The organism is Pseudomonas sp. NFX71 (genome assembly GCF_048079215.1).
In the GTDB taxonomy this organism is placed as follows: domain Bacteria; phylum Pseudomonadota; class Gammaproteobacteria; order Pseudomonadales; family Pseudomonadaceae; genus Aquipseudomonas; species Aquipseudomonas fluorescens_B.
Genome location: NZ_CP182230.1, coordinates 303946 through 326065, shown reverse-complemented (window position 1 = coordinate 326065; position 22120 = coordinate 303946). Strand labels below are relative to the sequence as shown.

At 59.3% G+C, this 22120-nt stretch carries 18 protein-coding genes and 1 tRNA gene; 12 read left to right on the top strand and 7 right to left on the bottom strand.

Translation table 11 applies throughout. The features are described from left to right. Positions 1 to 12 precede the first annotated feature (12 nt). A complete protein-coding gene (locus tag ACM1ZW_RS01535; protein WP_017340211.1) occupies positions 13 to 246 on the bottom strand; it encodes a hypothetical protein in 234 nt (77 codons plus the stop codon). A gap of 293 nt (positions 247 to 539) precedes the next feature. On the opposite strand from ACM1ZW_RS01535, the gene ACM1ZW_RS01530 reads away from it, so the two are divergent. Beyond that, positions 540 to 616, top strand: a tRNA-Arg gene (locus tag ACM1ZW_RS01530). Between the two features lie 148 nt (positions 617 to 764). After that, positions 765 to 1304, top strand: a complete 540-nt coding sequence (locus ACM1ZW_RS01525; RefSeq protein ID WP_414879074.1) for a hypothetical protein — start codon at positions 765 to 767, stop codon at positions 1302 to 1304. 7 nt (positions 1305 to 1311) lie between these two features. On the opposite strand, the gene ACM1ZW_RS01520 is transcribed toward ACM1ZW_RS01525, so the two are convergent. Beyond that, positions 1312 to 5445 carry a CheR family methyltransferase gene (locus tag ACM1ZW_RS01520; RefSeq protein WP_416740052.1) on the bottom strand — a complete coding sequence of 1378 codons (4134 nt, stop codon included), beginning with the start codon at positions 5443 to 5445 and terminating at the stop codon, positions 1312 to 1314. A 241-nt stretch (positions 5446 to 5686) separates the two neighbouring features. Between ACM1ZW_RS01520 and ACM1ZW_RS01515 the strand changes: the two genes are divergently transcribed. The 4 genes from ACM1ZW_RS01515 to ACM1ZW_RS01500 all read left to right on the top strand — a co-directional run bounded on the left by ACM1ZW_RS01515 (position 5687) and on the right by ACM1ZW_RS01500 (position 10874). Then, positions 5687 to 7291 carry a response regulator gene (locus tag ACM1ZW_RS01515; RefSeq protein ID WP_416740051.1) on the top strand — a complete coding sequence of 535 codons (1605 nt, stop codon included), beginning with the start codon at positions 5687 to 5689 and terminating at the stop codon, positions 7289 to 7291. Further along, a complete protein-coding gene (locus tag ACM1ZW_RS01510) occupies positions 7288 to 7980 on the top strand; it encodes a sensor histidine kinase (RefSeq protein ID WP_017340207.1) in 693 nt (230 codons plus the stop codon). Before ACM1ZW_RS01515 ends, ACM1ZW_RS01510 begins: the two co-directional genes overlap by 4 nt. Before the next feature lie 211 nt (positions 7981 to 8191). After that, complete coding sequence (locus ACM1ZW_RS01505; protein WP_416740787.1) at positions 8192 to 9433, top strand: glutamine synthetase family protein; 1242 nt, start codon at positions 8192 to 8194, stop codon at positions 9431 to 9433. A 70-nt stretch (positions 9434 to 9503) separates the two neighbouring features. Further along, on the top strand, positions 9504 to 10874 hold the full coding sequence (locus ACM1ZW_RS01500) for an MFS transporter (RefSeq protein WP_416740050.1): 1371 nt from the start codon (positions 9504 to 9506) through the stop codon (positions 10872 to 10874). A gap of 65 nt (positions 10875 to 10939) precedes the next feature. Here the strand turns inward: ACM1ZW_RS01500 and ACM1ZW_RS01495 are convergent, their stop codons facing one another. The 4 genes from ACM1ZW_RS01495 to flgA form a co-directional block, all read right to left on the bottom strand. Beyond that, positions 10940 to 11686 (bottom strand): flagellar brake protein, encoded by a 747-nt coding sequence (locus tag ACM1ZW_RS01495; protein ID WP_017340204.1) that lies wholly within the window; start codon positions 11684 to 11686, stop codon positions 10940 to 10942. Between the two features lie 92 nt (positions 11687 to 11778). Continuing rightward, a complete protein-coding gene (locus ACM1ZW_RS01490) occupies positions 11779 to 12246 on the bottom strand; it encodes a flagella synthesis protein FlgN (protein WP_017340203.1) in 468 nt (155 codons plus the stop codon). A gap of 48 nt (positions 12247 to 12294) precedes the next feature. Beyond that, entirely contained in the window at positions 12295 to 12621 is a 327-nt protein-coding gene (gene flgM / locus ACM1ZW_RS01485; RefSeq protein WP_017340202.1) for a flagellar biosynthesis anti-sigma factor FlgM, read from the bottom strand. A 165-nt stretch (positions 12622 to 12786) separates the two neighbouring features. Continuing rightward, positions 12787 to 13548: a flagellar basal body P-ring formation chaperone FlgA gene (flgA, locus tag ACM1ZW_RS01480; protein ID WP_416740049.1), complete on the bottom strand. Its 762-nt coding sequence runs from the start codon at positions 13546 to 13548 to the stop codon at positions 12787 to 12789. Between the two features lie 81 nt (positions 13549 to 13629). Between flgA and ACM1ZW_RS01475 the strand changes: the two genes are divergently transcribed. From ACM1ZW_RS01475 to flgE, 6 genes are all read left to right on the top strand, one after another. Continuing rightward, positions 13630 to 14562 carry a chemotaxis protein CheV gene (locus ACM1ZW_RS01475; protein ID WP_010457160.1) on the top strand — a complete coding sequence of 311 codons (933 nt, stop codon included), beginning with the start codon at positions 13630 to 13632 and terminating at the stop codon, positions 14560 to 14562. Between the two features lie 46 nt (positions 14563 to 14608). Continuing rightward, positions 14609 to 15436: a protein-glutamate O-methyltransferase CheR gene (cheR, locus tag ACM1ZW_RS01470; RefSeq protein ID WP_017340200.1), complete on the top strand. Its 828-nt coding sequence runs from the start codon at positions 14609 to 14611 to the stop codon at positions 15434 to 15436. Between the two features lie 357 nt (positions 15437 to 15793). Continuing rightward, positions 15794 to 16201 carry a flagellar basal body rod protein FlgB gene (gene flgB, locus ACM1ZW_RS01465; RefSeq protein WP_017340199.1) on the top strand — a complete coding sequence of 136 codons (408 nt, stop codon included), beginning with the start codon at positions 15794 to 15796 and terminating at the stop codon, positions 16199 to 16201. A 3-nt stretch (positions 16202 to 16204) separates the two neighbouring features. Further along, positions 16205 to 16648 (top strand): flagellar basal body rod protein FlgC, encoded by a 444-nt coding sequence (gene flgC, locus ACM1ZW_RS01460; RefSeq protein ID WP_007937507.1) that lies wholly within the window; start codon positions 16205 to 16207, stop codon positions 16646 to 16648. A gap of 15 nt (positions 16649 to 16663) precedes the next feature. Then, positions 16664 to 17398, top strand: coding sequence for a flagellar hook assembly protein FlgD (flgD, locus tag ACM1ZW_RS01455; RefSeq protein ID WP_017340198.1), 735 nt, complete (start codon positions 16664 to 16666; stop codon positions 17396 to 17398). Between the two features lie 31 nt (positions 17399 to 17429). Next, positions 17430 to 18755, top strand: a complete 1326-nt coding sequence (gene flgE, locus ACM1ZW_RS01450) for a flagellar hook protein FlgE (RefSeq protein ID WP_416740048.1) — start codon at positions 17430 to 17432, stop codon at positions 18753 to 18755. 234 nt (positions 18756 to 18989) lie between these two features. Here flgE and ACM1ZW_RS01445 read toward each other — a convergent pair whose 3' ends face one another. Beyond that, positions 18990 to 21884, bottom strand: coding sequence for a ribonucleoside-diphosphate reductase subunit alpha (locus ACM1ZW_RS01445; RefSeq protein ID WP_017340196.1), 2895 nt, complete (start codon positions 21882 to 21884; stop codon positions 18990 to 18992). Between the last annotated feature and the right edge of the window lie 236 nt (positions 21885 to 22120).

The following is a 22120-nucleotide window of genomic DNA, read 5'->3' as shown; positions in this document are numbered from 1 at the left end:
GATGGGGGTTGTTCAAAATACCAGGCGTTCGGAAGACTGCGCCGGCAGCAGGATATTCTCCTGGCTCACTTCCTGACCGACAAAGCCATGCTGATCACTCAGCACCGCCAATTGCGGCGCCCTTTGCACTTGAAGGTAATGGGGCATGCGTTGGGCGACCATCTCGGCGCTGCTCTCGGGGAAAAAGTGAAAACCCAGCAAGACCGCCAGAGCGATCGCATTCGAGAGTAAAAGGGCACGGTTCATGAGGCTGGCCTCCGTTGTTCTTTGAGAACAGCTAAAGCAGCCGACGTGCCAAGAGTCTAACGTCTATTAAATCCTTTAAAAACAATAAATTAGGATATCTGCCAGGGACTCCTTCATTGCAATTTGCAATGATGGCTTTTTGCGGTGATGCAATTTGCACGGTAAACAAATCCCTCGCGTTCAAGGGGCGCCTGCCTACACTTAAAAAGCGCTAAGGACGACATGACAAACGCAGACCTGCCCGTTAACATGCACGCCGTCCATCGCGCCGCGTTTTCTCGCGGACGACTTGTGTCTCAGTAGCTCAATTGGATAGAGCATCCCCCTCCTAAGGGGAAGGTTGGCAGTTCGAACCTGCCCTGGGACACCATCCTATTCCAGCCCTTCGGCTGTCAAAAAAGCCCCGCCAGGATCTTGCATCCGGCGGGGCTTTTTCATGGGCGATCACCCGACGATCGACATTGGAAAGGCGCGCGTTGCTGTGCCTTACTCCAGAGACCACTCAAGGAGCGAAATCGATGCGACGCAGAGGCGCCCAGTTCTGGTTATGGACCAACACGAGACTCCCTCTGCACACCCACGAAGAGGTGCTGGGCAATGGCGTGCAAATCGAGGTGCATGCGCGGGTCAGTGTTGAAGGGGTTACCCAGGTTTTTCTAGGTATCTATGGCGCTGATGGCTGGCCGATCTGCGAGGAGCATCATGAACGCAGCGTCGGTGAGCATTACTGCGCAGCATTGAAGTGGGGCACCCAGCGGGCGAGGGAGGTTGTGGCGGACACTCAGGCGTTCGTTGCGCCGCACCGTGTGCAGCTGACGTTGAGTCCGGTGATTACCGATGAGTCGGTCATCGCATTGCGCCGGATGGAGATGACCGAGCGTGAGCGCTTGAAGCTCAGGTCTGATGATGCCTGGTCAGAGTACCTGGCCGCCAAGGAGGCCATGCTCGCATTGATGCGCTCCAACAAGGTCGATCCCGGGGTCTGGGCCGATCACAAGGAACGGCTCAGGCAGGCGATCGACCGGCGCGCCTGTGTGCAGCGCGCCTATCTGAACTGAACGCGACTCAGCGCTGGCGTCGGAGCGTCTCGATGGTGCTGATCAGGTCATCGTAGGACACCGGTTTGCCGATGTGCTGGTCAAAGCCTGATTGCCGAGATTTCTGAATGTCGCTGTTGGCGCCATAGCCGGTCAGGGCAATGGCCGGTACATCCTTCGCGAGCGGCAACTGACGCAGTGCACTCATCAGCTCGTGCCCGTTCATGACCGGCATGCCTAGGTCAGAGATGATCAGGTCGAACCGCGTGCTTTTCGCCGCGTCCAGCGCTGCCACCGGCCGGTCAAAGGCAATCACCTGCGCATCTTCCATCTCCAGCAGCATTTTCAGGGTTTCCAGCACGTCTGCGGAGTCGTCCACCAACAGGATCGTCAAGCCGCTGAGTCTTCCGGAAACATCCTCCGCGCACGCAGCGGGCTGTACTTCGCCATGGGCTCTGGCCAAGGGCAAGTAGACGGTGAACGTACAGCCTGTGCCGCTCCCGCCAGAGCTCACCTCGACCGAGCCGTGTTGCGCCTCGGTCAACTGACGCACCAGCGACAGGCCAATTCCCAGCCCTTCACGGTTGTGAGTGATGTGTTGTTTTTCAGCCTGGCTGAACAGGTCAAACACATGTTCGAGGTTTTCCGGGGCGATGCCGGCGCCGTTGTCTTTGATATCGAGCCGCGCCATGTCCCCGGACTGGCTGGCGATCAGTTGCACGCGGCCCTTGGGTGGAGTGAATTTCAGGGCGTTGTTCACCAGGTTCCAGATGATTTGCTCAAGGCGCGTCGGGTCGGCCTGGACCATTAACGCGTCGGACGGCACCAGCAGTTCAACAGTGACGTCATGCTGGTCATTCAGCACGACGGTATGGACATCGCGCAGCACACTGGCGAGGTCGACGGCGACCGGTTGCAGCTTGAGCTTGCCGGTCCGGACCCGGGCGACATCCAGCAGATCGTCGATGATCCGCGCCTGGCTGGTGACCGCGTCGCAAATGGTGTTCACCGCCTTGGCCGCCGGAGCCAGTGACTTGGTCACCGGCAAGCGCCGCAGCAGCTCGGCGTTGAGCTGGATCAGGTTCAGCGGATGCTTGAGTTCGTGGGACATGACCGCGAAGAACTCATCCTTGAGGTAATTGGTGTTGCGGGTTTCCGCCAATTCCTGGCTTTGTGCTTCGTGCTGGCGTTTGTGACCGGTCAGGTCACGGGCAATTTTCACATAGCCCTGAAGGTTGTCGCCCCTGAGCAGGGTCACTTCGCCGCTACAAAAGAAGCGGCTGCCATCCTTGTGTTGATGCCAACGTTCATCTTCGCTGCGGCCATGGGTGCGCACGGCCAGCAATTCGTTTTCCGGCACGCCCGCCGCGCGGTCCTCGGGGGAGAAGATGAAGTCGTAGTAAGCGCCCTCGGCCTCGGCCTTGCTGTAGCCGAAAATCAACTCGGCGCCTTTGTTCCAGCTGGTGATCACGCCCTGTTCATCGAGGGTAATAATCGCGTAGTCGCGGGTGCTTTCGGCGACCAGGCGCATGCGCTCTTCGCCCTGGCGCAACTCTTCCTCGGCCGCTCGACGTTTGGTGATGTCGATGAAGGTCAGCACGGTGCCGTCGATGTGGTCTTCGCTGGAGCGGTAGGGCAACAGACGGGCGATGTACCAGCGGTTGTCGGTACTGCTGACTTCGCGTTCGATCATTTTTAGCGATTCGAACACCTGCGTCGCGTCACTGGCCAGGTTGTCGTAATCCAGGCGATGGGTGATGTCGAGCAGGGAGCGCCCGGTGTCTACCGGCAACATGCTGAAGATGTCGGTGGCGCGCGGGGTGAACCACTTGATGCGCATGGCGCGGTCGACAAACACCGTGGCAATGTCGGTGGAGGCGATCAGGTTGGTCAGGTAGTCGTTGATCTTGTCGGTTTCTTCGACTTTGGTTTTCAGCTCGAAATTGACCGTCAGCAACTCTTCGTTGATCGATTGCAGCTCTTCCTTGCTGGTTTCCAGTTCTTCGGTGGCCGAGCGCAGTTCTTCGTTGATCGCCTGCATTTCCTCGTTGGACGCCTTGAGCTCTTCGCTGGAGACTTCCGACTGTTCGATGGTGTCCTGCAGGTGCAGCTTGGTGCGCTGCAGTTCGCGCTCAAGGTTGGACAGCACCTGGTTTTCGTTCTGCAGCACGGTGGTCGCTGCCAGCTCGGAAGGGTCGACTTCGACCTCCTCGAAAATCACCAGCACGTACTCGCTGTCCGAACCTTCATCCTTGTAGGGATGAGCGACCAGATTGATCAGGTAACGCCGGTCATCACGCTTGATCGGCACCTCACGGGATTTGACCGGCAGCGCGCTTTGCTGGACCTGGAACAGCGTGGTGCGCAGCTCCAGACGCAGGTCCGGCAGGATCAGCGTCAGCAGGTTGCGCGACAGCTCGCCACCGACATGCCGCAGGAAACGCCCGGCACTTTCGCTCATGTGCAGAATGTCGGCGTTGGCATCGACGATCACACTCGGTGGCGCAGACTGCTCTAAGGCGCGTTGATGGATATCAGCGAAAGACAATTTGCGCTGCACGCTGTTTTGCGCAGGCTGTTGGGAAATGTTGGTTCGCACGTAGCCGCCGCGGGGCATGGTCGGGGTGCGACGGCTGTTGGCCGTGCCAGTCTTGGCACGGAAGATCCGGTTACGCTTGTCCACCGGGGCGAACAGTTCGTGGCAGGCATCTGCGCTCTCGGAGGAGCCGAGAAACAGGAAGCCGCCAGGGCGCAGGGCAAAGTGGAACATCTGCAGGATTTCACGCTGCACTTCGCGATCCAGGTAGATCAACAGGTTGCGGCACACGATCAGGTCGATCTGCGAGAACGGCGGATCGGACAGGAGGCTGTGTTTGGCGAACAGGACTTTTTCGCGGATTTCCTTGCGGATCCGATAGTGGTCATCTTCCTTGAGGAAGTAATGCCGCAGTCGCGTTGGCGGCACGTCGGTCACGATCGCTTGCGGGTACAGGCCGGCCCGACCGACGCTGATGGCGCGTTCATCGATGTCGGTGGCAAACAGCTGCATCGACGCCGCGCTGGCATCGAGTTGCAGCTGATCACTGAGCAACATGGCCAGGCTGTAGGCTTCTTCACCGGTGGAACAGCCGGCGGACCAGACTCGAATTTCTTCTTTTTCGGGGTGCGCTGACACGGCGGCGCTGACCAGTTGCGGCACGACATCGCGCTCTAGCGCTTCGAAGGCTTCCCGGTCGCGGAAAAAGTTGGTCACGCCGATCAGCATGTCGCCGAGCAAGGCCTTGGTTTCTTCCGGGTTGTCTTGCAGGTAACGGTAGTAGGCCGCCAGGTCCGGCTGGGCCGTGACCTGCATCCGCCGCTCGATCCGGCGCAACACCGTGGCGCGTTTGTAGTGCTTGAAATCATGGCCGGTGCCGGTGCGCAACTGGATGAGAACGTCGTGCAGCAATTGTTCGGCTATCAGCGCTTCACGTTCGGAAACGGCGGCAATGGTCTGAAGTTCGGGGTCGTTGGCGGTGGGCAAGCTGATTTCCTGGGAGTTGCGCCACAGCTCCAGCAGCTTTTGCGGCATTTCAACGACCGGCAAGACCAAGTCCACCATCCCAGTGTCGATGGCGGCGCGGGGCATGCCGTCGAACTCGGCGTCTTGCGGCGCCTGGGCCAGCGTGACGCCGCCCTGTTCCTTGATCCGCGACAGGCCGACAGCACCGTCGGAACCGGTGCCCGACAGCACCACGCAGAAAGCCCGTTCCCGGTGCACATTCGCCAGGTCGCGGAAGAACAGGTCAATCGAGGCATGACGCGATTCCCGGGTCTCGCACGCACTGACTTCCAGTAAACCGTCGTTCATCGACAGGCGTTGCGCCGGTGAAATGACGTATACGTGGTTTTTCTCGATGGACACCGTTTTGCTGATCTGCAGGACTGGCATCCGCGTCGATTCCTGGATGATCCGGTCGGCGATGCTCTGGTGATCGGGGGACAGATGCAGAATGATCACGAACGCCATGCCGTTGTCCTGCGGCATGTTTTCGAAGAACAACTTGATAGCTTGCAGACCGCCCGCCGACGCGCCAATGCCCACCACCGGAAAGTCCAGGGTGCTGGGACGCGAGGCCTTTTGCTCTTTATGAGATGCCGGGCGATTGGGGGTGGTGGTCATAACTTCTGCCTGTACCAACGACGGGAGCGTCCTGATCCGAAGCGGAGGCTGACGCTATGCAATAAATCAGGATAATCCCGTTTCTCGATATCGCCTTCAATTATTTAGCGCGCCTGCATAAGCCTTTGAGATTTGGACTCCGGGCGCGTAATAGCATTCCCTTTTCTTCAAGTGAATGGCCCTGCTGGCCGATAACCCGGACAGTCATAATCTTCTTCTTAAAATTGCCTGGAAATCTTCGATGCTGTCGTATCACCAAAAGCGTTTTCTGATCGTCGATGATTTCTCCGATTTCCGCAGTTCGGTCCGTTCCATGCTGCGTGAGCTGGGCGTCAAGGACGTGGATACCGCCGACACCGGCGAGCAGGCGCTGCGCATGTGTTCGCAGAAGTCCTACGATTTCATCCTGCAGGATTTCCACCTCGGCGACGGCAAGAAGAATGGTCAGCAGGTACTCGAAGACCTGATGGTCGAGAAGCTGATCAGCCATGAAGCCGTGTTTGTCATGGTCACCGCCGAGACCAGCCAGGCGATGGTGCTCAGCGCCCTGGAGCATGAGCCCGATGCCTACCTGACCAAACCGTTCAACCGCTCGGGCCTGGCCCAGCGCCTTGAGCGTCTGGAACAGCGCAAGACCCTGCTCAAGCCGATCCTGCAGGCGCTGGATCGCGGCAAGCCGGTTGAAGTGCTCAATGCCTGTATCGCGCTGTGCAAACAGGACATCCGCTATTCGCCGCTGTGCCTGCGCTACCGCGCCGATGCCCTGCGTGACTTGAATCAGAATGAGGCGCTGGAGCGTCTCTACGACAGCATCATTGCTGATCGGCCTTTGCCGTGGGCGTTTGCCGGGTTGGGCCAGTTGCTGTTCAAGCGCGGTCAGGTCAGTCAGGCCAAGGGCGTCTACGAAAAAGCCCTGAAAGTGTTCCCGATGATGCCGGCGCTGTACGACGGTATGGCGGATGTGCTGGTCGCCGAAGGCGACACCAAGGCCGCGCAGCAAGTATTGGAGGAGGCGATTCGCTTATCGCCGCTGGCCGTGCGTCGCCAGGCGTTGCTGGGCAAGTTGGCAATGACCAACGAAGATTTCGACACGGCGTCCAAGGCTTATCGACAGGCTGTCAGCCAAGGTGCGCAGTCACGCTTCAAGGACGCTGAAAGCAACCTCGGCCTGGCACACGCCTTGATCAGCAAGGGCAGCGAAAAAGGCCTGGATACCCGCACGCGGCTGGAGATCAACACCACGCTGACCGCCGTGGCCAAGGAAAACCCTTCCGACCCGGGCCTGCAGATTCGTGCGCGGTTGATGAAGGCCACCAGTCTCTTGCTCAACGACGCCGAAACCGCGGAAAAGCTCACCGAGCAAGCGATGTTGCGCCTCGATGGCATGGAGCAGTTCATGAGTGCCGAAGCCGCACTGTTGGTGGCCAAGCAGTTGCAAATGCTCGGGCAGGCCGATGCCGGCGCCTCGATGCTGAAAAACTGCGTGGAAATCTACGGCGACGATCCGACCGTGATGAAAAGCATCGCCAAACTGACCGACGACCCGACCATCCTCAACTCCGGCAACGATGCGGCGGAGCTCAACCGTCAAGGCGTGCGGGTGTACAAGACCGGCAACCTGGTGGAGGCGCGGGCGGCGTTCCGCAAAGCCCTGGCGATGCAACCGAAAAACATCAGTATCGCGCTGAACATGGCGCAGTCGCTGCTGCACGGCACCGACACCAGCGTTCCGTCGGCGGAGCTTGAAGAGTGTCGGGCCTGCCTGAAAACGGTCGGCCTGATGCCCGACACTGACGCGCGGTATGCGCGTTATCAGAAACTGAAAATCAAGGCGTTCAGCGGATGAACCAAGACAACCCTGCACTGGATTTCTCCACGGTGATCGCTTCCACCGTGCACGACATGAAGAACTCGCTGGCGATGTTGATGCAGGCCCACAGCCAATGGCTGGCGCGCTTGCCCGACCCGGCGCGGCACACCCCGGAACAGGGCGTGATCGAATTCGAGTTCGCCCACCTCAACGGCATGCTCGTGCAGTTGCTGGGGCTATACAAACTCGGCGTCAATCAGATGCCGTTGCAACCGGCCTATCACGAGCTCGATGACTTTATCGAAGCGCAACTGGCCTGCCACCAGGACGTTTTCGCCAGTCGCGGCATCATGGCGACTTACGAAGTGGACCCGCTGAGCCCGCTGGGTTTCTTCGACCGGGAACTGATTGCGTCGGTGCTGGGCAATTGCATCACCAACGCCATCCGTTATGCCCGCCATGCGGTGTTGATCAGCGTCAGTGATGAGGCCGGGCAACTGGTGCTGACGATCAACGACGACGGCGAAGGCTACCCGGCCCAGATGATCGAGCGTCAGGCCGACTACGTGCAGGGCATCAACCACAGCAGTGGCAGCACCGGGCTGGGTCTGTATTTCGCCGGGCGGATTGCCGCGTTGCATCAGCGCAACGGCATCGGCGGGCGCACCGAAATCAGCAATGGCGGCCCGTTGGGCGGCGGCGTGTTCAGCCTTTATCTCCCCTGAATGCACGCCCTGCAGGCATTTTTGTGTACGGTGCTTGATATTCCGAACAGGCGGAGCCTATTTTGTACGGTCGCCGTTCGCGGCTTGCACAACAACAAAGGATTGCGTCATGACAACCGATGGCCAGCGCTCACTCGCACAGCGACTGACGGGCATTGATGAGATTGAATGTGTTACGCCGGACCTGAACGGCGTGCCCCGTGGCAAGGTCATGACAGCCGAGGGTTTTCTCGAAGGACGGCGGTTGCAGATGGCGCGGGGTGTGCTGCTGCAATGCATCATGGGCGGATATCCGCCAGCACGTTTCTACGGCAGCGATGATGGCGACCTGGCGCTGGTGCCTGATCCTGCGCAGATTCACCGCTTGCCGTGGAGCCAGCAACCACGAGCCCTCGCCATTTGCGACGCCGACGAACTGACGGGCGAAAGCTCGAGCCTGTCGACCCGTGGCCAACTCAAGGCGGTGATCGCCCGTTACGCGGCACTTGGTCTGGCGCCCGTGGTCGCGACCGAACTGGAATTCTTTGTCTTCGCGCCCAATACCGACCCGACGCAACCCTTCCAGCCACCGCTGGGCCTGGACGGTCGGCGCGAGGACGGTTGTTCGGCGTTCAGCGTCAGTTCCAATAACGGCTTGCGACCGTTCTTCAGTGAAGTCTACGAATGCATGGCTGCGCTCGGTTTGCCGCGCGATACGTTCATGCACGAGATGGGCGTCAGCCAGTTCGAGATCAATCTGCTGCACGGCGATCCGCTGCTGCTGGCCGACCAGACGTTCCTGTTCAAGCATCTGCTCAAGGAAGTTGCGCTCAAGCACGGCCTGACCGTGGTCTGCATGGCCAAGCCGCTGGCGCACACGCCGGGCAGTTCGATGCACATTCACCAGAGCATCGTCGAGATCGGCAGCGGACGTAACGTGTTCAGCGACGAGGCCGGTGAACCGACCGCGACCTTCCGTCACTTCATCGGCGGCCAGCAGGCCGGCATGGCGGATTTCACCGCGTTGTTTGCGCCGAACGTCAATTCCTATCAGCGCTTGTGTCATCCGTTCGCATCACCCAACAATGCCTGCTGGTCCCACGACAATCGCGCGGCTGGTTTGCGTATTCCGGCCAGCTCGGCGGCCGCTCGTCGGGTTGAAAACCGCTTGCCGGGGGCGGATGCAAATCCGTATCTGGCGATCGCCGCGAGCCTGGCCGCGGGGTTGTACGGCATTGAAAACGAGCTGGAGCCAAGCGCAGCGATCCAGGGCGAGTTCGAGGTGCCGGATAATCTTTCGTTGCCGTGTACCTTGCATGCCGCTCTCGAACGTCTGAAACGTAGCCAATTGGCGAAGGAACTGTTTGGCAAGGAGTTCATCGAAGGCTACGTCGCTTCGAAGACCCTGGAGTTGACCAGCTTCTTTGATGAAATTACGCCCTGGGAGCGCCGTGTCCTGGCCGCCCAGGCCTGACGAACCTTCGTCTTCGGGCTATCTTCTCGGATAGCCCGTTTCTCACCGCAAGGAGCCGCTCGGAACGCCGATGCGCCAAATCTGGAAACCCTTTCGAGCGCTGTATTTTGCCTCGCTGATGATGTTGATCGGCTCGGGCCTGCTGAGTACTTACCTGGGCTTGCGCCTGGCGGCCGACCATGTCGACAGCCTGTGGGTCGGTGCGTTGATGGCGGCCAACTATTTTGGTCTGGTGCTGGGGGGCAAGATCGGTCACCGGTTGATTGCCCGGGTCGGGCATATCCGCGCCTATTCGGCCTGTGCCGGGATTGTCGGGGCGGCGGTGCTGGGCCATGGCCTGGTGGACTGGCTGCCTGCCTGGATCTTTTTGCGGGTCATCGTCGGCCTCGGCATGATGTGCCAGTACATGGTCATCGAAAGCTGGCTCAATGAGCAGGCCGAAGCCTCGCAACGCGGCACGGTGTTCAGCGGCTACATGATTGCGTCCTACCTGGGGCTGGTGCTGGGGCAATTGATTCTGGTCATGCACCCGGCGCTCGGTCTGGAACTGTTGATGCTGGTCGCCCTGTGCTTTGCCCTGTGCCTGGTGCCGGTGGCCCTGACGCGACGGATTCACCCGGCGCCTCTGCACCCGGCGCCGATGGAGCCGCGGTTCTTCATCAAGCGTGTGCCGCAGTCGTTGAGTACGGTGCTGGGGGCGGGACTGATCATCGGTTCGTTCTACGGTCTGGCGCCGCTGTATGCCTCGCAGCAAGGGCTGTCCACGGAGCAGGTCGGTCTGTTCATGGGTAGCTGCATTTTTGCCGGCCTGCTGGTGCAGTGGCCGTTGGGCTGGTTGTCCGACCGTTATGACCGGGCGCTGTTGATCCGCTGTTTTGCGCTTTTCCTGGCCGTTGCCGCCTTGCCGCTGGCGATCATGAAGCAGGTACCGCTGGAGGTGCTGTTTATCGCCGGCTTCCTCTGTGCATTGGTGAAGTTTTGCCTGTACCCATTGGCGGTGGCGTTCTCCAATGACCACGTCGAGGGCGATCGCCGGGTGTCGCTGACGGCGATGTTGCTGGTGACCTATGGTGTCGGTGCCAGTATCGGGCCGCTGGTCGCGGGGGTGCTGATGAAGCTGTTCGGCAGCCAGATGCTCTATGCCTTCTTCAGTTTCTTCGCGTTGGTGCTGGTGTGGCGCATCCGCCCGAAAGCGGTGACCAACCTGCACCAGGTCGACGATGCGCCGCTGCATCACGTTGCCATGCCGGACAGCATGTCGAGTTCGCCGCTGGTGGCTTGCCTTGACCCGCGTGTCGATGAACAGGTGGTGCAGGACCAGATGCAGAGCCCGGTCAATCCTGAGCCGAGCCCTGAGCCGGAGACTGAGACACCCACCACACCGTCTCCAGAAGACCCTGACACGGGGCGTGAGCAAAGCTTCACCGAGGCCAGGCCTTAAAACCCGGGCATAAAAAAACGGGCAGTCACCGTAAAGGGACTGCCCGTTTTTTATGCCGCTTCGAATTACATGTCGTCTTTGTCGAAGCGTCGAGCTTCGCGCTGGAGCTGATAGACGAAGCGCTCGACCTGACGCTGCACCAGGCCGCTCATGTTGTGAAAGCGGATGCCGGCGAAGGTGGTGGAGATTTTTTCTTCGAAGTGCAGGTAGCGCAGTTCGACCGGTGCCGTCATCTTGCCAAAGGGCAGGGCGGCGGAGAAACGGTCGTAGACCTGGCCCAGTTGCAGGCTGCCGGTAATGTCGCCGTCGAAGCGCAACTTGCAGCCGGTGGCAGAGATATCCAGCAGCTTGCCGCTGATCGGTGCCTTGAGCTTTTCACCGTCCAGATCGACGTTGACCAGTTGGGCCAGCTTCAATGCCGCGCGAAAGGCATTGCGGCGCTGGTGATAGACCACTTCATCCGGCAGCGGGCCGCGATAGCAGCGACTGTCACCGGATTCATCGATGGTCAGTTGACCGTTGCTTTCCCAGGCGATGCGCACGCCTTCGTGGAAGCCTTCGACCTTGAACGGTTCGCCCGCCAGCATGAAGCGTTCGCCGTCACGCGGGATCATTTCGTCGAGCGCGATGGTGCGACCTTCGCGGTCCACGTCCACCAGATAGCTCTGAAAGCGCTGAGTGCGCTCATGGAACGTGATGATCAGCGGATCATGGCTTTCTTGCAGTTGGCGCAGGTTGCCGGAGATTTCCAATGGCGTGGTAAGCACCTTGGGTGGCTGCGGGGCATCTTCCGCGGTTAAGGCATTGGACACGGTTCATCAATCTCCAGACAAAATATGACTACGGCTGGCCAGTATATTGCCAGCATGTTGCGAGTCTTGATAGGGCGTGGTCATCGGAAGGCTCAAGCCTGACTGAGCGGGCGTGGCTTCGCAAGCTTGGCGGTTGATCCGCGGGCATCATAAAGGGCTGGCGGTTCGCCGCCGGTGAGGATTTTCAGCTGGTTGGCCGTGGCGGCCTGCTGGACCAGGATCGACTGGCCATTATTGGCGTTCGCCGCCTGGCATTGAGCCAGAAGGTCGGTCAGCACATCGCTCTGCGCCAGCAACTCTTCGCCGATGCTCGAGTGGCTGGCCAGTTGCTCCAGACCGTTGCGATTCAGCGGAAGATTGAGGCTGGCGAGGATTTCACTGCGCTTGCGGCCATGCTGTTCGAGCAGAATGATCAATGCCTGTTTCTGCGCCAGAATATCTTCGAGCAGTGGCATGTCACGACCGTGCAAGGCGATGGACTCGGTTTGCAGTAACTCCAGCAAATGTTGCGCTGGAGCAAAGTCGTCGGTGATCAGTTGCAGTAAGTTAGTGTCGTGCATGGCTGGCCTTGGGTTTTAAGCGTCCAAAAGCCTGGCGCGGGCCGTAGCCTAGCGCTGGGCTTCGAAGTTGAGCAGTTTGCTGGCTACACGGTTGCTGTCGACTTTGTAGCTGCCATCGGCAATCGCTGCTTTCAACTCGGCCACGCGGGCTTTGTCGACGGCAGGCTGATCGCGCAGCTTGTCAGTGACCTGTTGCAACTGTTGAGCCTCATTGCTGAGGTGTACCGATTCCCCGCTTTTGACGGTACTGGCCTGTTCGGCCGGGGTATTCAGCGGCGCGGATTTGCCGGCTTCGGCAGTTTCCTTGGCAACGCTGGTACGTGTACTGCCCGTAAGTGACGAGGAGCTGTTCAAACGGCTGAAATCGATGACCATGGTAAAAAACCTCTGAGTATTTGGACGCTTGCCATGTTTTCGGCTCTCCCTGCGAAAACTTTAGACCCATTTATCAATGAGCCTGCATGCGCCAGCACTTCTCCTGCATGCGGCACAGTTTAGGGAACAGTCCCGGGCAACGCCACTTCTTCAGGAACAGGGTGCCTACATAGACACTTCCACCTGGCCCGGCGCGGTGACCTGCGCCTTGATGACCCGCTTGGAGTTGAGGTTTTTCACGCGAATCTGCTCGCTCATACCGCCATTGGACAGGGCTTCGCCGGGCATTCGCACGCTGAGCGTGCCACTGCGGGCGGTAATCACCACTTGATCGCCCTTGCGAATGACTTCCGCCTGTTCGAGGTGTACGAGGGTAATCACCTGGTCGGCGACCATTGGTCGGGTAAGTCGCTGGCCGATCGCCTGGTCGAGGGTCGTCAGGTAGCCCTGGTTGATCAGGCTGATATCGCGTTCACGCAGGAGCACGTCAGCGGGCTCGACAATGTCAGCGCGGCGCAGCGGGCGGGTGGTGGTCACGACATCGCGAAACAGGCGGACTTGAGCGGGTACGAACACCGTCCAGGGGGAGGTTCCTTCACAGCGAACCTTGACCGTGACCCGGCCCAGCGGCTTGGCCGGGCTCTCGAGACTGGCTGTCAATTCCTTGTCGCACATGGGCATGCGCAGTCGCGGATCGAGCTGGTTGACCTGGATTTCGTAGCGACCTTCCGTTTGACTGGTTGCCAGATAGTCCTCTACGGTGAATTCAAGAAAGCCCTGGGTGACGCCGATAAGCATGTCAGGCAAGGTAACCGCGTCAGCAAGGGCAGGGCTGCCAGCGTTGAACAGGCAAACGGCCGACATTGCACAGAGCAGTCTGCGTAAGGGTGATGTCAGGCGTCGGAAAAATGTCGGTTCTGTGTTCATAAGAGTTAAAAAGCAAGCGCCGTGCCGTTTAGTGATGAATGTGCGTCGCAACACACTTAGCGTTGGTGTAGGAGTCTGGGCATGGCTGGTGTAATGGATTCGGTAAACCAGCGCACGCAACTGGTAGGGCAGAATCGCCTGGAGCTGTTGTTGTTCCGTCTCGACGGCCAGCAGCTGTACGGGATCAACGTGTTCAAGGTTCGCGAGGTGCTGCAATGCCCCAAGCTGACCCTGATGCCCAAGTCCAGTCCTGTCGTGTGCGGTGTGGCAAATATCCGGGGGGCGACCATTCCGATCCTTGATCTGGCAATGGCGACCGGTTCCGGAGCGCTGAAAGATCAAAGCAATCCCTTCGTGATCATCACGGAGTACAACACCAAGACCCAGGGTTTCCTGGTGCGCTCGGTGGAACGCATCGTCAACATGAACTGGGAGGAGATTCATCCGCCTCCCAAGGGTACCGGGCGCGATCATTACCTGACGGCTGTGACTCGGGTCGACAATCAGTTAGTCGAAATCATCGACGTCGAGAAGGTCCTGGCGGAAGTGGCGCCGACACCGGAAGCGATTTCTGTCGGTGTGGTCGATGTCGAGACCCAGCACAAGGCGCTGTCGCTGCGGGTGCTGACGGTCGATGATTCGTCGGTGGCGCGCAAGCAGGTCACGCGTTGCCTGCAGACGGTTGGTGTCGAAGTGGTGGCGTTGAACGACGGACGGCAAGCGCTGGATTACCTGCGCAAACTGGTCGACGAGGGCAAGAAGCCGGAAGAAGAGTTCCTGATGATGATTTCCGACATCGAGATGCCGGAAATGGACGGGTACACCCTGACGGCGGAAATCCGCAACGACCCTCGCATGCAAAAGCTTCATATCATCCTGCATACTTCGTTGTCGGGTGTGTTCAATCAGGCGATGGTCAAGAAAGTCGGTGCCGATGACTTCCTGGCCAAATTCCGACCTGATGACCTGGCATCCCGGGTAGTCGACCGGATCAAAGCAGCAGATATCAGCTAGGGGCCTTCTGCCCCTGGTGGTTAACACGATTTAAGAGGCGGCATCATTGTCTACGGGTAATTTGGATTTCGAACAGTTCCGGGTCTTCCTGGAAAAAGCCTGTGGCATTTTGCTCGGTGAAAACAAGCAGTACCTGGTCTCGAGCCGTCTCAACAAACTGATGGAACAGCAAGGCATCAAGTCCCTGGGTGAGCTGGTCCAGCGCATCCAGACTCAGCCGCGCAGCGGTTTGCGCGAGCTGGTGGTCGATGCCATGACGACCAACGAAACCCTGTGGTTTCGTGACACCTATCCGTTTGAAGTCTTGAAGAACAAGGTACTGCCCGAAGCAATCAAGGCAGCTCCCGGCCAGCGTCTGCGGATCTGGTCCGCGGCGTGCTCGTCGGGGCAGGAACCGTATTCGCTGTCGATGTCCATCGACGAGTTCGAGCGGGTCAACATGGGCCAGTTGAAGATGGGCGTGCAGATCGTTGCCACTGATTTGTCCAGCACCATGCTGACCAACTGCAAGACCGGCGAGTACGACAGCCTGGCCATCGGTCGCGGTCTGTCGCCCGAGCGCCTGCAGCGTTACTTCGACCCGAAGGGGCCGGGGCGCTGGGCCATCAAGGCACCGATCAAGAGCCGGGTGGAGTTTCGCTCGTTCAACCTGCTGGACAGCTATGCGAGCCTCGGCAAGTTCGACATCGTGTTTTGCCGCAACGTGTTGATCTACTTCTCCGCCGAGGTGAAGAAGGACATCCTGTTGCGCATCCACAGCACGCTGAAGCCGGGCGGTTATCTATTCCTCGGCGCATCCGAAGCGCTGAACGGTTTGCCGGATCATTACCAGATGGTCCAGTGCAGTCCGGGGATCATTTACCAGGCGAAGTGATGGGTTGGCAGTATCAAAAAACGGGAGTCCTTAGAGGGCTCCCGTTTTTTTATGCCTGCTGACTTCCCCAAGACACCACAAACCCAATGTGGGGCTTGCTCGCGAAGGCGTCGTGTCAGTCGACATCTGCGTTGGCTGACACACCGCTTTCGCGAGCAAGCCCGCACCCACAGGAGAAAGTCGTTGCCCATGGCAAAGCGGCAGAAAAGCGGCAGGCGGCGGAAACCCGTTGCCGCTTTTCTGGCATTGCCGCCTTGCCCCTGCCCGCAAAGCCCCGGTTTACGGGCTTTTTTAAATTGGCACGCCGCTTGCTATGTCCATCGTACGAAAAATCAGGTCACCCGAAGGTTTCCCGACATGAGCATCAGCTTCGATAAAGCGCTCGGTATCCATGAACAAGCCCTGGGCTTCCGCGCCCAGCGTGCCGAAGTCCTGGCCAACAACATCGCCAACGCCGACACCCCGAACTACAAGGCTCGGGATCTGGACTTCTCGAAAGTGCTCGCCGAGCAGAGCGAGAAAACCAAGAACGGCACTTTCGCCTTGAACATGACCAACAACCGTCATATCGAAGCCGAAGGCCTGGGCAATGGCGACGAGTCGCTGCTGTATCGCACGCCGATGCAACCGTCGATCGACCAGAACACCGTGGACGCCCAACTGGAACAGTCGAACTACGCGGAAAACGCGGTCAACTTCCAGGCCAGCTTCACCCTGCTCAACAGCAAATTCAAAGGGCTGATCTCAGCCCTGCGCGGAGAGTAAGTCATGTCTCTATCCAGTGTTTTCAACATTGCCGGTAGCGGCATGAGTGCGCAAACCACGCGCTTGAACACCGTGGCCTCGAACATCGCCAACGCCGAAACCGTCTCGTCGAGCATCGACCAGACCTATCGCGCCCGCCACCCGGTGTTCGCCACCATGTTCCAGGGCGGACAGAGCGGCGGCAGCGATTCGCTGTTCCAGAACCAGGACGCCGCAGGCCAGGGCGTGCAAGTGCTGGGCGTGGTCGAAGACCAGAGCAACCTGGAAGCCCGCTACGAACCGAACCATCCGGCGGCTGACGCCAAGGGCTACGTCTATTACCCGAATGTGAACGTGGTGGAAGAAATGGCCGACATGATTTCCGCGAGCCGTTCGTTCCAGACCAATGCCGAAATGATGAACACCGCCAAAACCATGATGCAGAAGGTCCTGACCCTCGGTCAGTGATAAGGGGCGACTCAGATGAGTGTTACCGATACCACCAGCGGCCTTAGCCTTAATGACATCCTGGCCAACTCTTCGATCAAGACCAACACCAGTGCCGATGGCCTGGCGTCCGCGACGAACAGCGCGACCGGCAAAAAGGCCTTGGGCAAGGACGCGTTCCTGCAACTGCTGGTGACACAGCTGAAGAACCAGAACCCGCTGGAGCCGCAGGACAACGGCGAGTTCGTTGCCCAGTTGGCGCAGTTCAGCAGCCTGGAAGGCATTACCACGCTCAACGACACCGTGGGTGGTCTGGCGAACAACCTGGCGGGCAGTTTGAGTTCGTCCCAGGCGTTGCAAGCATCGTCGCTGGTGGGCCGTTCGGTCATCGCGCCGGGCGACAAGGCGGTGGTCGACACCACCAAGAGCTTCACCGGCACAGTCGCCGTGCCTGCAGCCGCCGATCCGGTCAAGGTCAAGATCACCGATGCCGATGGCAAGTTGATCCGCACCATCGACCTGGGCAGCCAGAAAACGGGCAGCGCCAGCTTCATCTGGGACGGCAAGAACGATGCCGGCGAAGTGGCCAAGGCGGGTACGTACACCTTCTCCGCCACTGCGACTTATGACAGCAAGGCGACTTCGCTGGTCACTTACCTGCCGGCCACTGTCACCAGCGTGACCATCAGCCAGACCGGCGGTGAGTTGATGCTCAATCTGGCCGGCCTGGGCAGCGTTGCCCTGTCCAAAGTACAAACCATTGGTATGTAGAGCCGACTAACACGGCACAAAGGAGTGGAATATGTCTTTCAATATCGGCCTTAGCGGTCTCTATGCAGCCAACAAACAACTGGACGTGACCGGCAACAACATCGCCAACGTCGCGACCACCGGTTTCAAATCGTCCCGTGCGGAATTCGAAGACGTTTACTCGGCCACCAAGCTGGGTTCCGGCAGCAAAGTCATCGGTAACGGTGTGCGCCTGGCCAACGTTTCCCAACAGTTCACCCAGGGCGACGTCAACAACACCGGCAACGTGCTGGACATGGGCATCAACGGTTCCGGCTTCTTCGTACTGAGCGACAACGGCTCGCTGTCCTATACCCGTGCCGGTACGTTCAAGGTCGACAAGGACGGTTACGTCACCAACAGCGATGGTTCTGCGCGTTTGCAGGGTTATGGCGTGGATGCCAATGGCAAGATCCTCAATGGCGTTTTGACTGACCTGCGCATTGATACATCAAACCTGGCACCGAAAGTTACCACCACCGTTTCGTCGACGATCAACCTGAAATCCACTGAGCCGAACATCGACGAGGTTGCCAATCCGTTCGACCCGAGCAAGCAAGAGACCTTCACCAAGCAATTCAGCACCCGGGTTTACGATACTCAGGGTAACGAGCACATCATGGATCAATTCATGGTGAAGACAGGTGCGAACACCTGGAAAGCCTACACCCTGATCGATGGCCGCAACCCCAATGGTACAGACCCTAGTCCTACCGCCGTTCCGTTGAACTCGCCGGTCGCTTCGACCATGGTGTTCGACACCTCGGGCAACCTGGTATCGGTGACTACCCCTGCCGTCCCATTGCCTATCGTTAGTCCTGACCTGAAGATCACTGGCTGGGTTCCCGGTACCGTGACCAACGGCGTGTGGGCAGCCAACGGCGCCGCCGCCGACCCGGCCGGTATAACTGTCTCCATGGCCAAAACCACACAGTACAACGCCGACACCGCGCGTTCGATTCCTGCGCAGAACGGTTACGCCACCGGCCAGATCACCAACCTGACCATCGACAGCAGCGGTATCATGCTGGCCAACTTCAGCAACAGCCAGACCAAGGCGATCGGCCAGATCTCGCTCGCCAGCTTCACCAACGAGCAAGGTCTGCAGCCAGTGGGCGGCACCAGCTGGAAAGAAACCTTCGCGTCGGGTATCCCGGGCTACGATGCGCCGAACACCGGCACCTTGGGCGAGATCCACTCCAACTCTCTGGAAGAGTCCAACGTCAACCTGACCAGCGAACTGGTCGACCTGATCAAGGCGCAGAGCAACTACCAGGCGAACGCCAAGACCATCTCGACTCAAAGCACCATCATGCAGACCATCATTCAGATGACCTGATGCGGGTTGCCTGATTGCTGCAAAAAGAACCCCTCGCAAGAGGGGTTTTTTTTGGGCTGGGGTTTGTCTCGGGTGCAGGATTTTGTGTTGTCAGGTCGGGCCTCTTCGCGGGCTTGCCCGCGATGGCGTTAGACCGACCACCACATTTCCATGGGCAAAAGAAAACCCCCGACCAATCCAGAGGACTGATCGGGGGTTGTCGAGTAAGCGCCTTTCAGCGCCTACCGGCTCGGCTTATTGGCAAGCTTCGCAATCCGGCTCGTCGATGGCGCACGCCTTCGGCACTGGAGCCGGGCCGGCAGGAGCAGCCAGGACCGAATCTTCACCGTGGTTGCCGCCGCTGGAAACAGCGTTCAGCTTGCCGGTGTTGATGGTCGACTTCTCGGTGCTGGTCGCGGCCAGGGCACGGAGGTAGTAAGTGGTTTTCAGACCACGGTACCAGGCCATGCGGTAGGTCACGTCCAGCTTCTTGCCCGAAGCGCCGGCGATGTACAGGTTCAACGACTGAGCCTGGTCGATCCACTTTTGACGACGGCTTGCCGCGTCGACGATCCACTTGGTGTCCACTTCGAACGCGGTCGCGTAGAGCTCTTTGAGTTCTTGCGGGATGCGCTCGATCTGCTGCACCGAACCGTCGTAGTACTTCAGGTCGTTGATCATGACCGCGTCCCACAGACCGCGAGCCTTCAGGTCGCGAACCAGGTACGGGTTGATCACGGTGAATTCGCCCGACAGGTTCGATTTCACGTAGAGGTTCTGGTAGGTCGGTTCGATCGACTGCGATACGCCGGTGATGTTGGCGATGGTCGCGGTCGGTGCGATGGCCATGATGTTGGAGTTACGAATGCCTTTCTGAACACGGGCGCGAACCGGTGCCCAGTCCAGGGATTCGTTCAGGTCAACGTCGATGTACTTCTGGCCACGCTGCTCGATCAGGATCTGTTGCGAATCCAGCGGCAGGATGCCTTTGGACCACAGCGAACCCTGGAACGTCTCGTAGGCGCCGCGCTCATCGGCCAGGTCGCAGGACGCCTGGATCGCGTAGTAGCTGACCGCTTCCATCGACTTGTCGGCGAACTCGACGGCCGCATCGGAACCGTAAGGAATGTGCTGCAGGTACAGCGCGTCCTGGAAGCCCATGATGCCCAGACCGACCGGACGGTGCTTGAAGTTGGAATTCTTCGCTTGTGGCACCGAGTAGTAGTTGATGTCGATCACGTTATCGAGCATGCGAACAGCGGTGTTCACGGTGCGTTCCAGCTTGGCGGTGTCCAGCTTGCCGTTGACGATGTGGTTCGGCAGGTTGATCGAGCCCAGGTTGCAAACGGCGATCTCGTCCTTGTTGGTGTTCAAGGTGATCTCGGTGCACAGGTTCGAGCTGTGGACCACGCCGACATGCTGCTGCGGGCTGCGCAGGTTGCACGGGTCTTTGAAGGTCAGCCATGGGTGGCCGGTTTCAAACAGCATGGAGAGCATTTTGCGCCACAGGTCTTTGGCCTGGATGGTCTTGAACAGCTTGACCTTGCCCGGGTACTCGGTCAGGGCTTCGTAGTACTCGTAACGCTCTTCGAAAGCCTTGCCGGTCAGGTCGTGCAGGTCCGGAACTTCGGACGGCGAGAACAGGGTCCACTTGCCGTCATCGAAGACGCGCTTCATGAACAGGTCAGGGATCCAGTTGGCGGTGTTCATGTCGTGGGTACGACGACGATCATCACCGGTGTTCTTGCGGAGTTCGATGAACTCCTCGATGTCCATGTGCCAGGTTTCCAGGTAGGCACACACAGCGCCTTTGCGCTTGCCACCCTGGTTGACGGCAACGGCGGTGTCGTTCACCACTTTCAGGAACGGCACGACGCCCTGGGATTTGCCGTTGGTGCCCTTGATGTAAGAGCCCAGCGCACGAACCGGCGTCCAGTCGTTGCCCAGGCCGCCGGCGAATTTCGACAACATGGCGTTGTCGTGGATCGCGTGGTAGATGCCCGACAGGTCATCCGGCACGGTGGTCAGGTAGCAGCTCGACAGCTGTGGACGCAGGGTGCCGGCGTTGAACAGGGTCGGGGTCGAGGACATGTAGTCGAAGGACGACAACAGGTTGTAGAACTCGATCGCACGGTCTTCTTTCTGCTTCTCTTCGATCGCCAGGCCCATGGCCACGCGCATGAAGAAGATTTGCGGCAGTTCGAAGCGGATACCGTCCTTGTGGATGAAGTAACGGTCGTACAGGGTTTGCAGGCCCAGGTAAGTGAACTGCTGGTCGCGCTCGTGGTTGATCGCCTTGCCGAGTTTTTCCAGGTCGAAAGTAGCCAGGACCGGGTTCAGCAATTCGAATTCGATACCCTTGGCGATGTACGCAGGCAGCGCCTTGGCGTACAGGTCGACCATTTCATGGTGGGTCGCGCTGTCGGCGACGCCCAGGAAGCCCAGGCCTTCGGCACGCAGGGTGTCCATCAGCAGGCGGGCGGTCACGAACGAGTAGTTCGGCTCACGCTCGACCAGGGTGCGGGCGGTCATGACCAGGGCGGTGTTGACGTCAGTCAGGGCCACGCCGTCGTACAGGTTCTTCAGGGTTTCGCGCTGGATCAGGTCGCCGTCGACTTCTTCCAGGCCTTCACATGCTTCGGTGACGATGGTGTTCAGGCGACCCATGTCCAAAGGTGCAAAGGTGCCATCGGCGCGGGTGATGCGGATCGAAGGATGAGCGTTGACCGTTTCTTCTGCCGGGGCGTGGGCAGCGCGTTGTTTCGAACGACCGTCACGGTAGATCACATAGTCGCGGGCCACTTTCTGCTCGCCGGCACGCATCAGGGCCAGTTCGACCTGGTCCTGGATTTCTTCGATGTGGATGGTGCCACCCGACGGCATGCGACGCTTGAAGGTTGCGGTGACCTGTTCGGTCAGGCGGGCAACGGTGTCATGGATTCGCGACGAAGCGGCAGCGGTGCCGCCCTCAACTGCGAGAAACGCTTTGGTGATCGCGACGGTGATCTTGTCATCGGTGTAAGGAACGACAGTGCCGTTACGCTTGATCACGCGCAGCTGGCCAGGCGCGGTGGCGGACAGATCCGAAGTCGAATCAGCGGCCTGCGGCAAGGTGCCCTGCGGGTTCTCGCGAGTTGTGTCGGTTTGCATGGGGGGTTGTCTCCACATTCTCTATGTTTGTTTGGGCACCATCACGGTGCCCACCGTTCCGTCCTGAAGCACTACAACCGGCGGGGCCGGGCATACCAACTTCGGGACAGATCAGGAAGGGGGCTATTGGGGCGCCGCTTCCATGCCGAAGTCTTTGGTCCCAGGCCTTGAGCCTGACACCGGAATCCTTTTGGGTGACAGTAATTGACTGCAACACCCGTACCGTTAACGCCGTT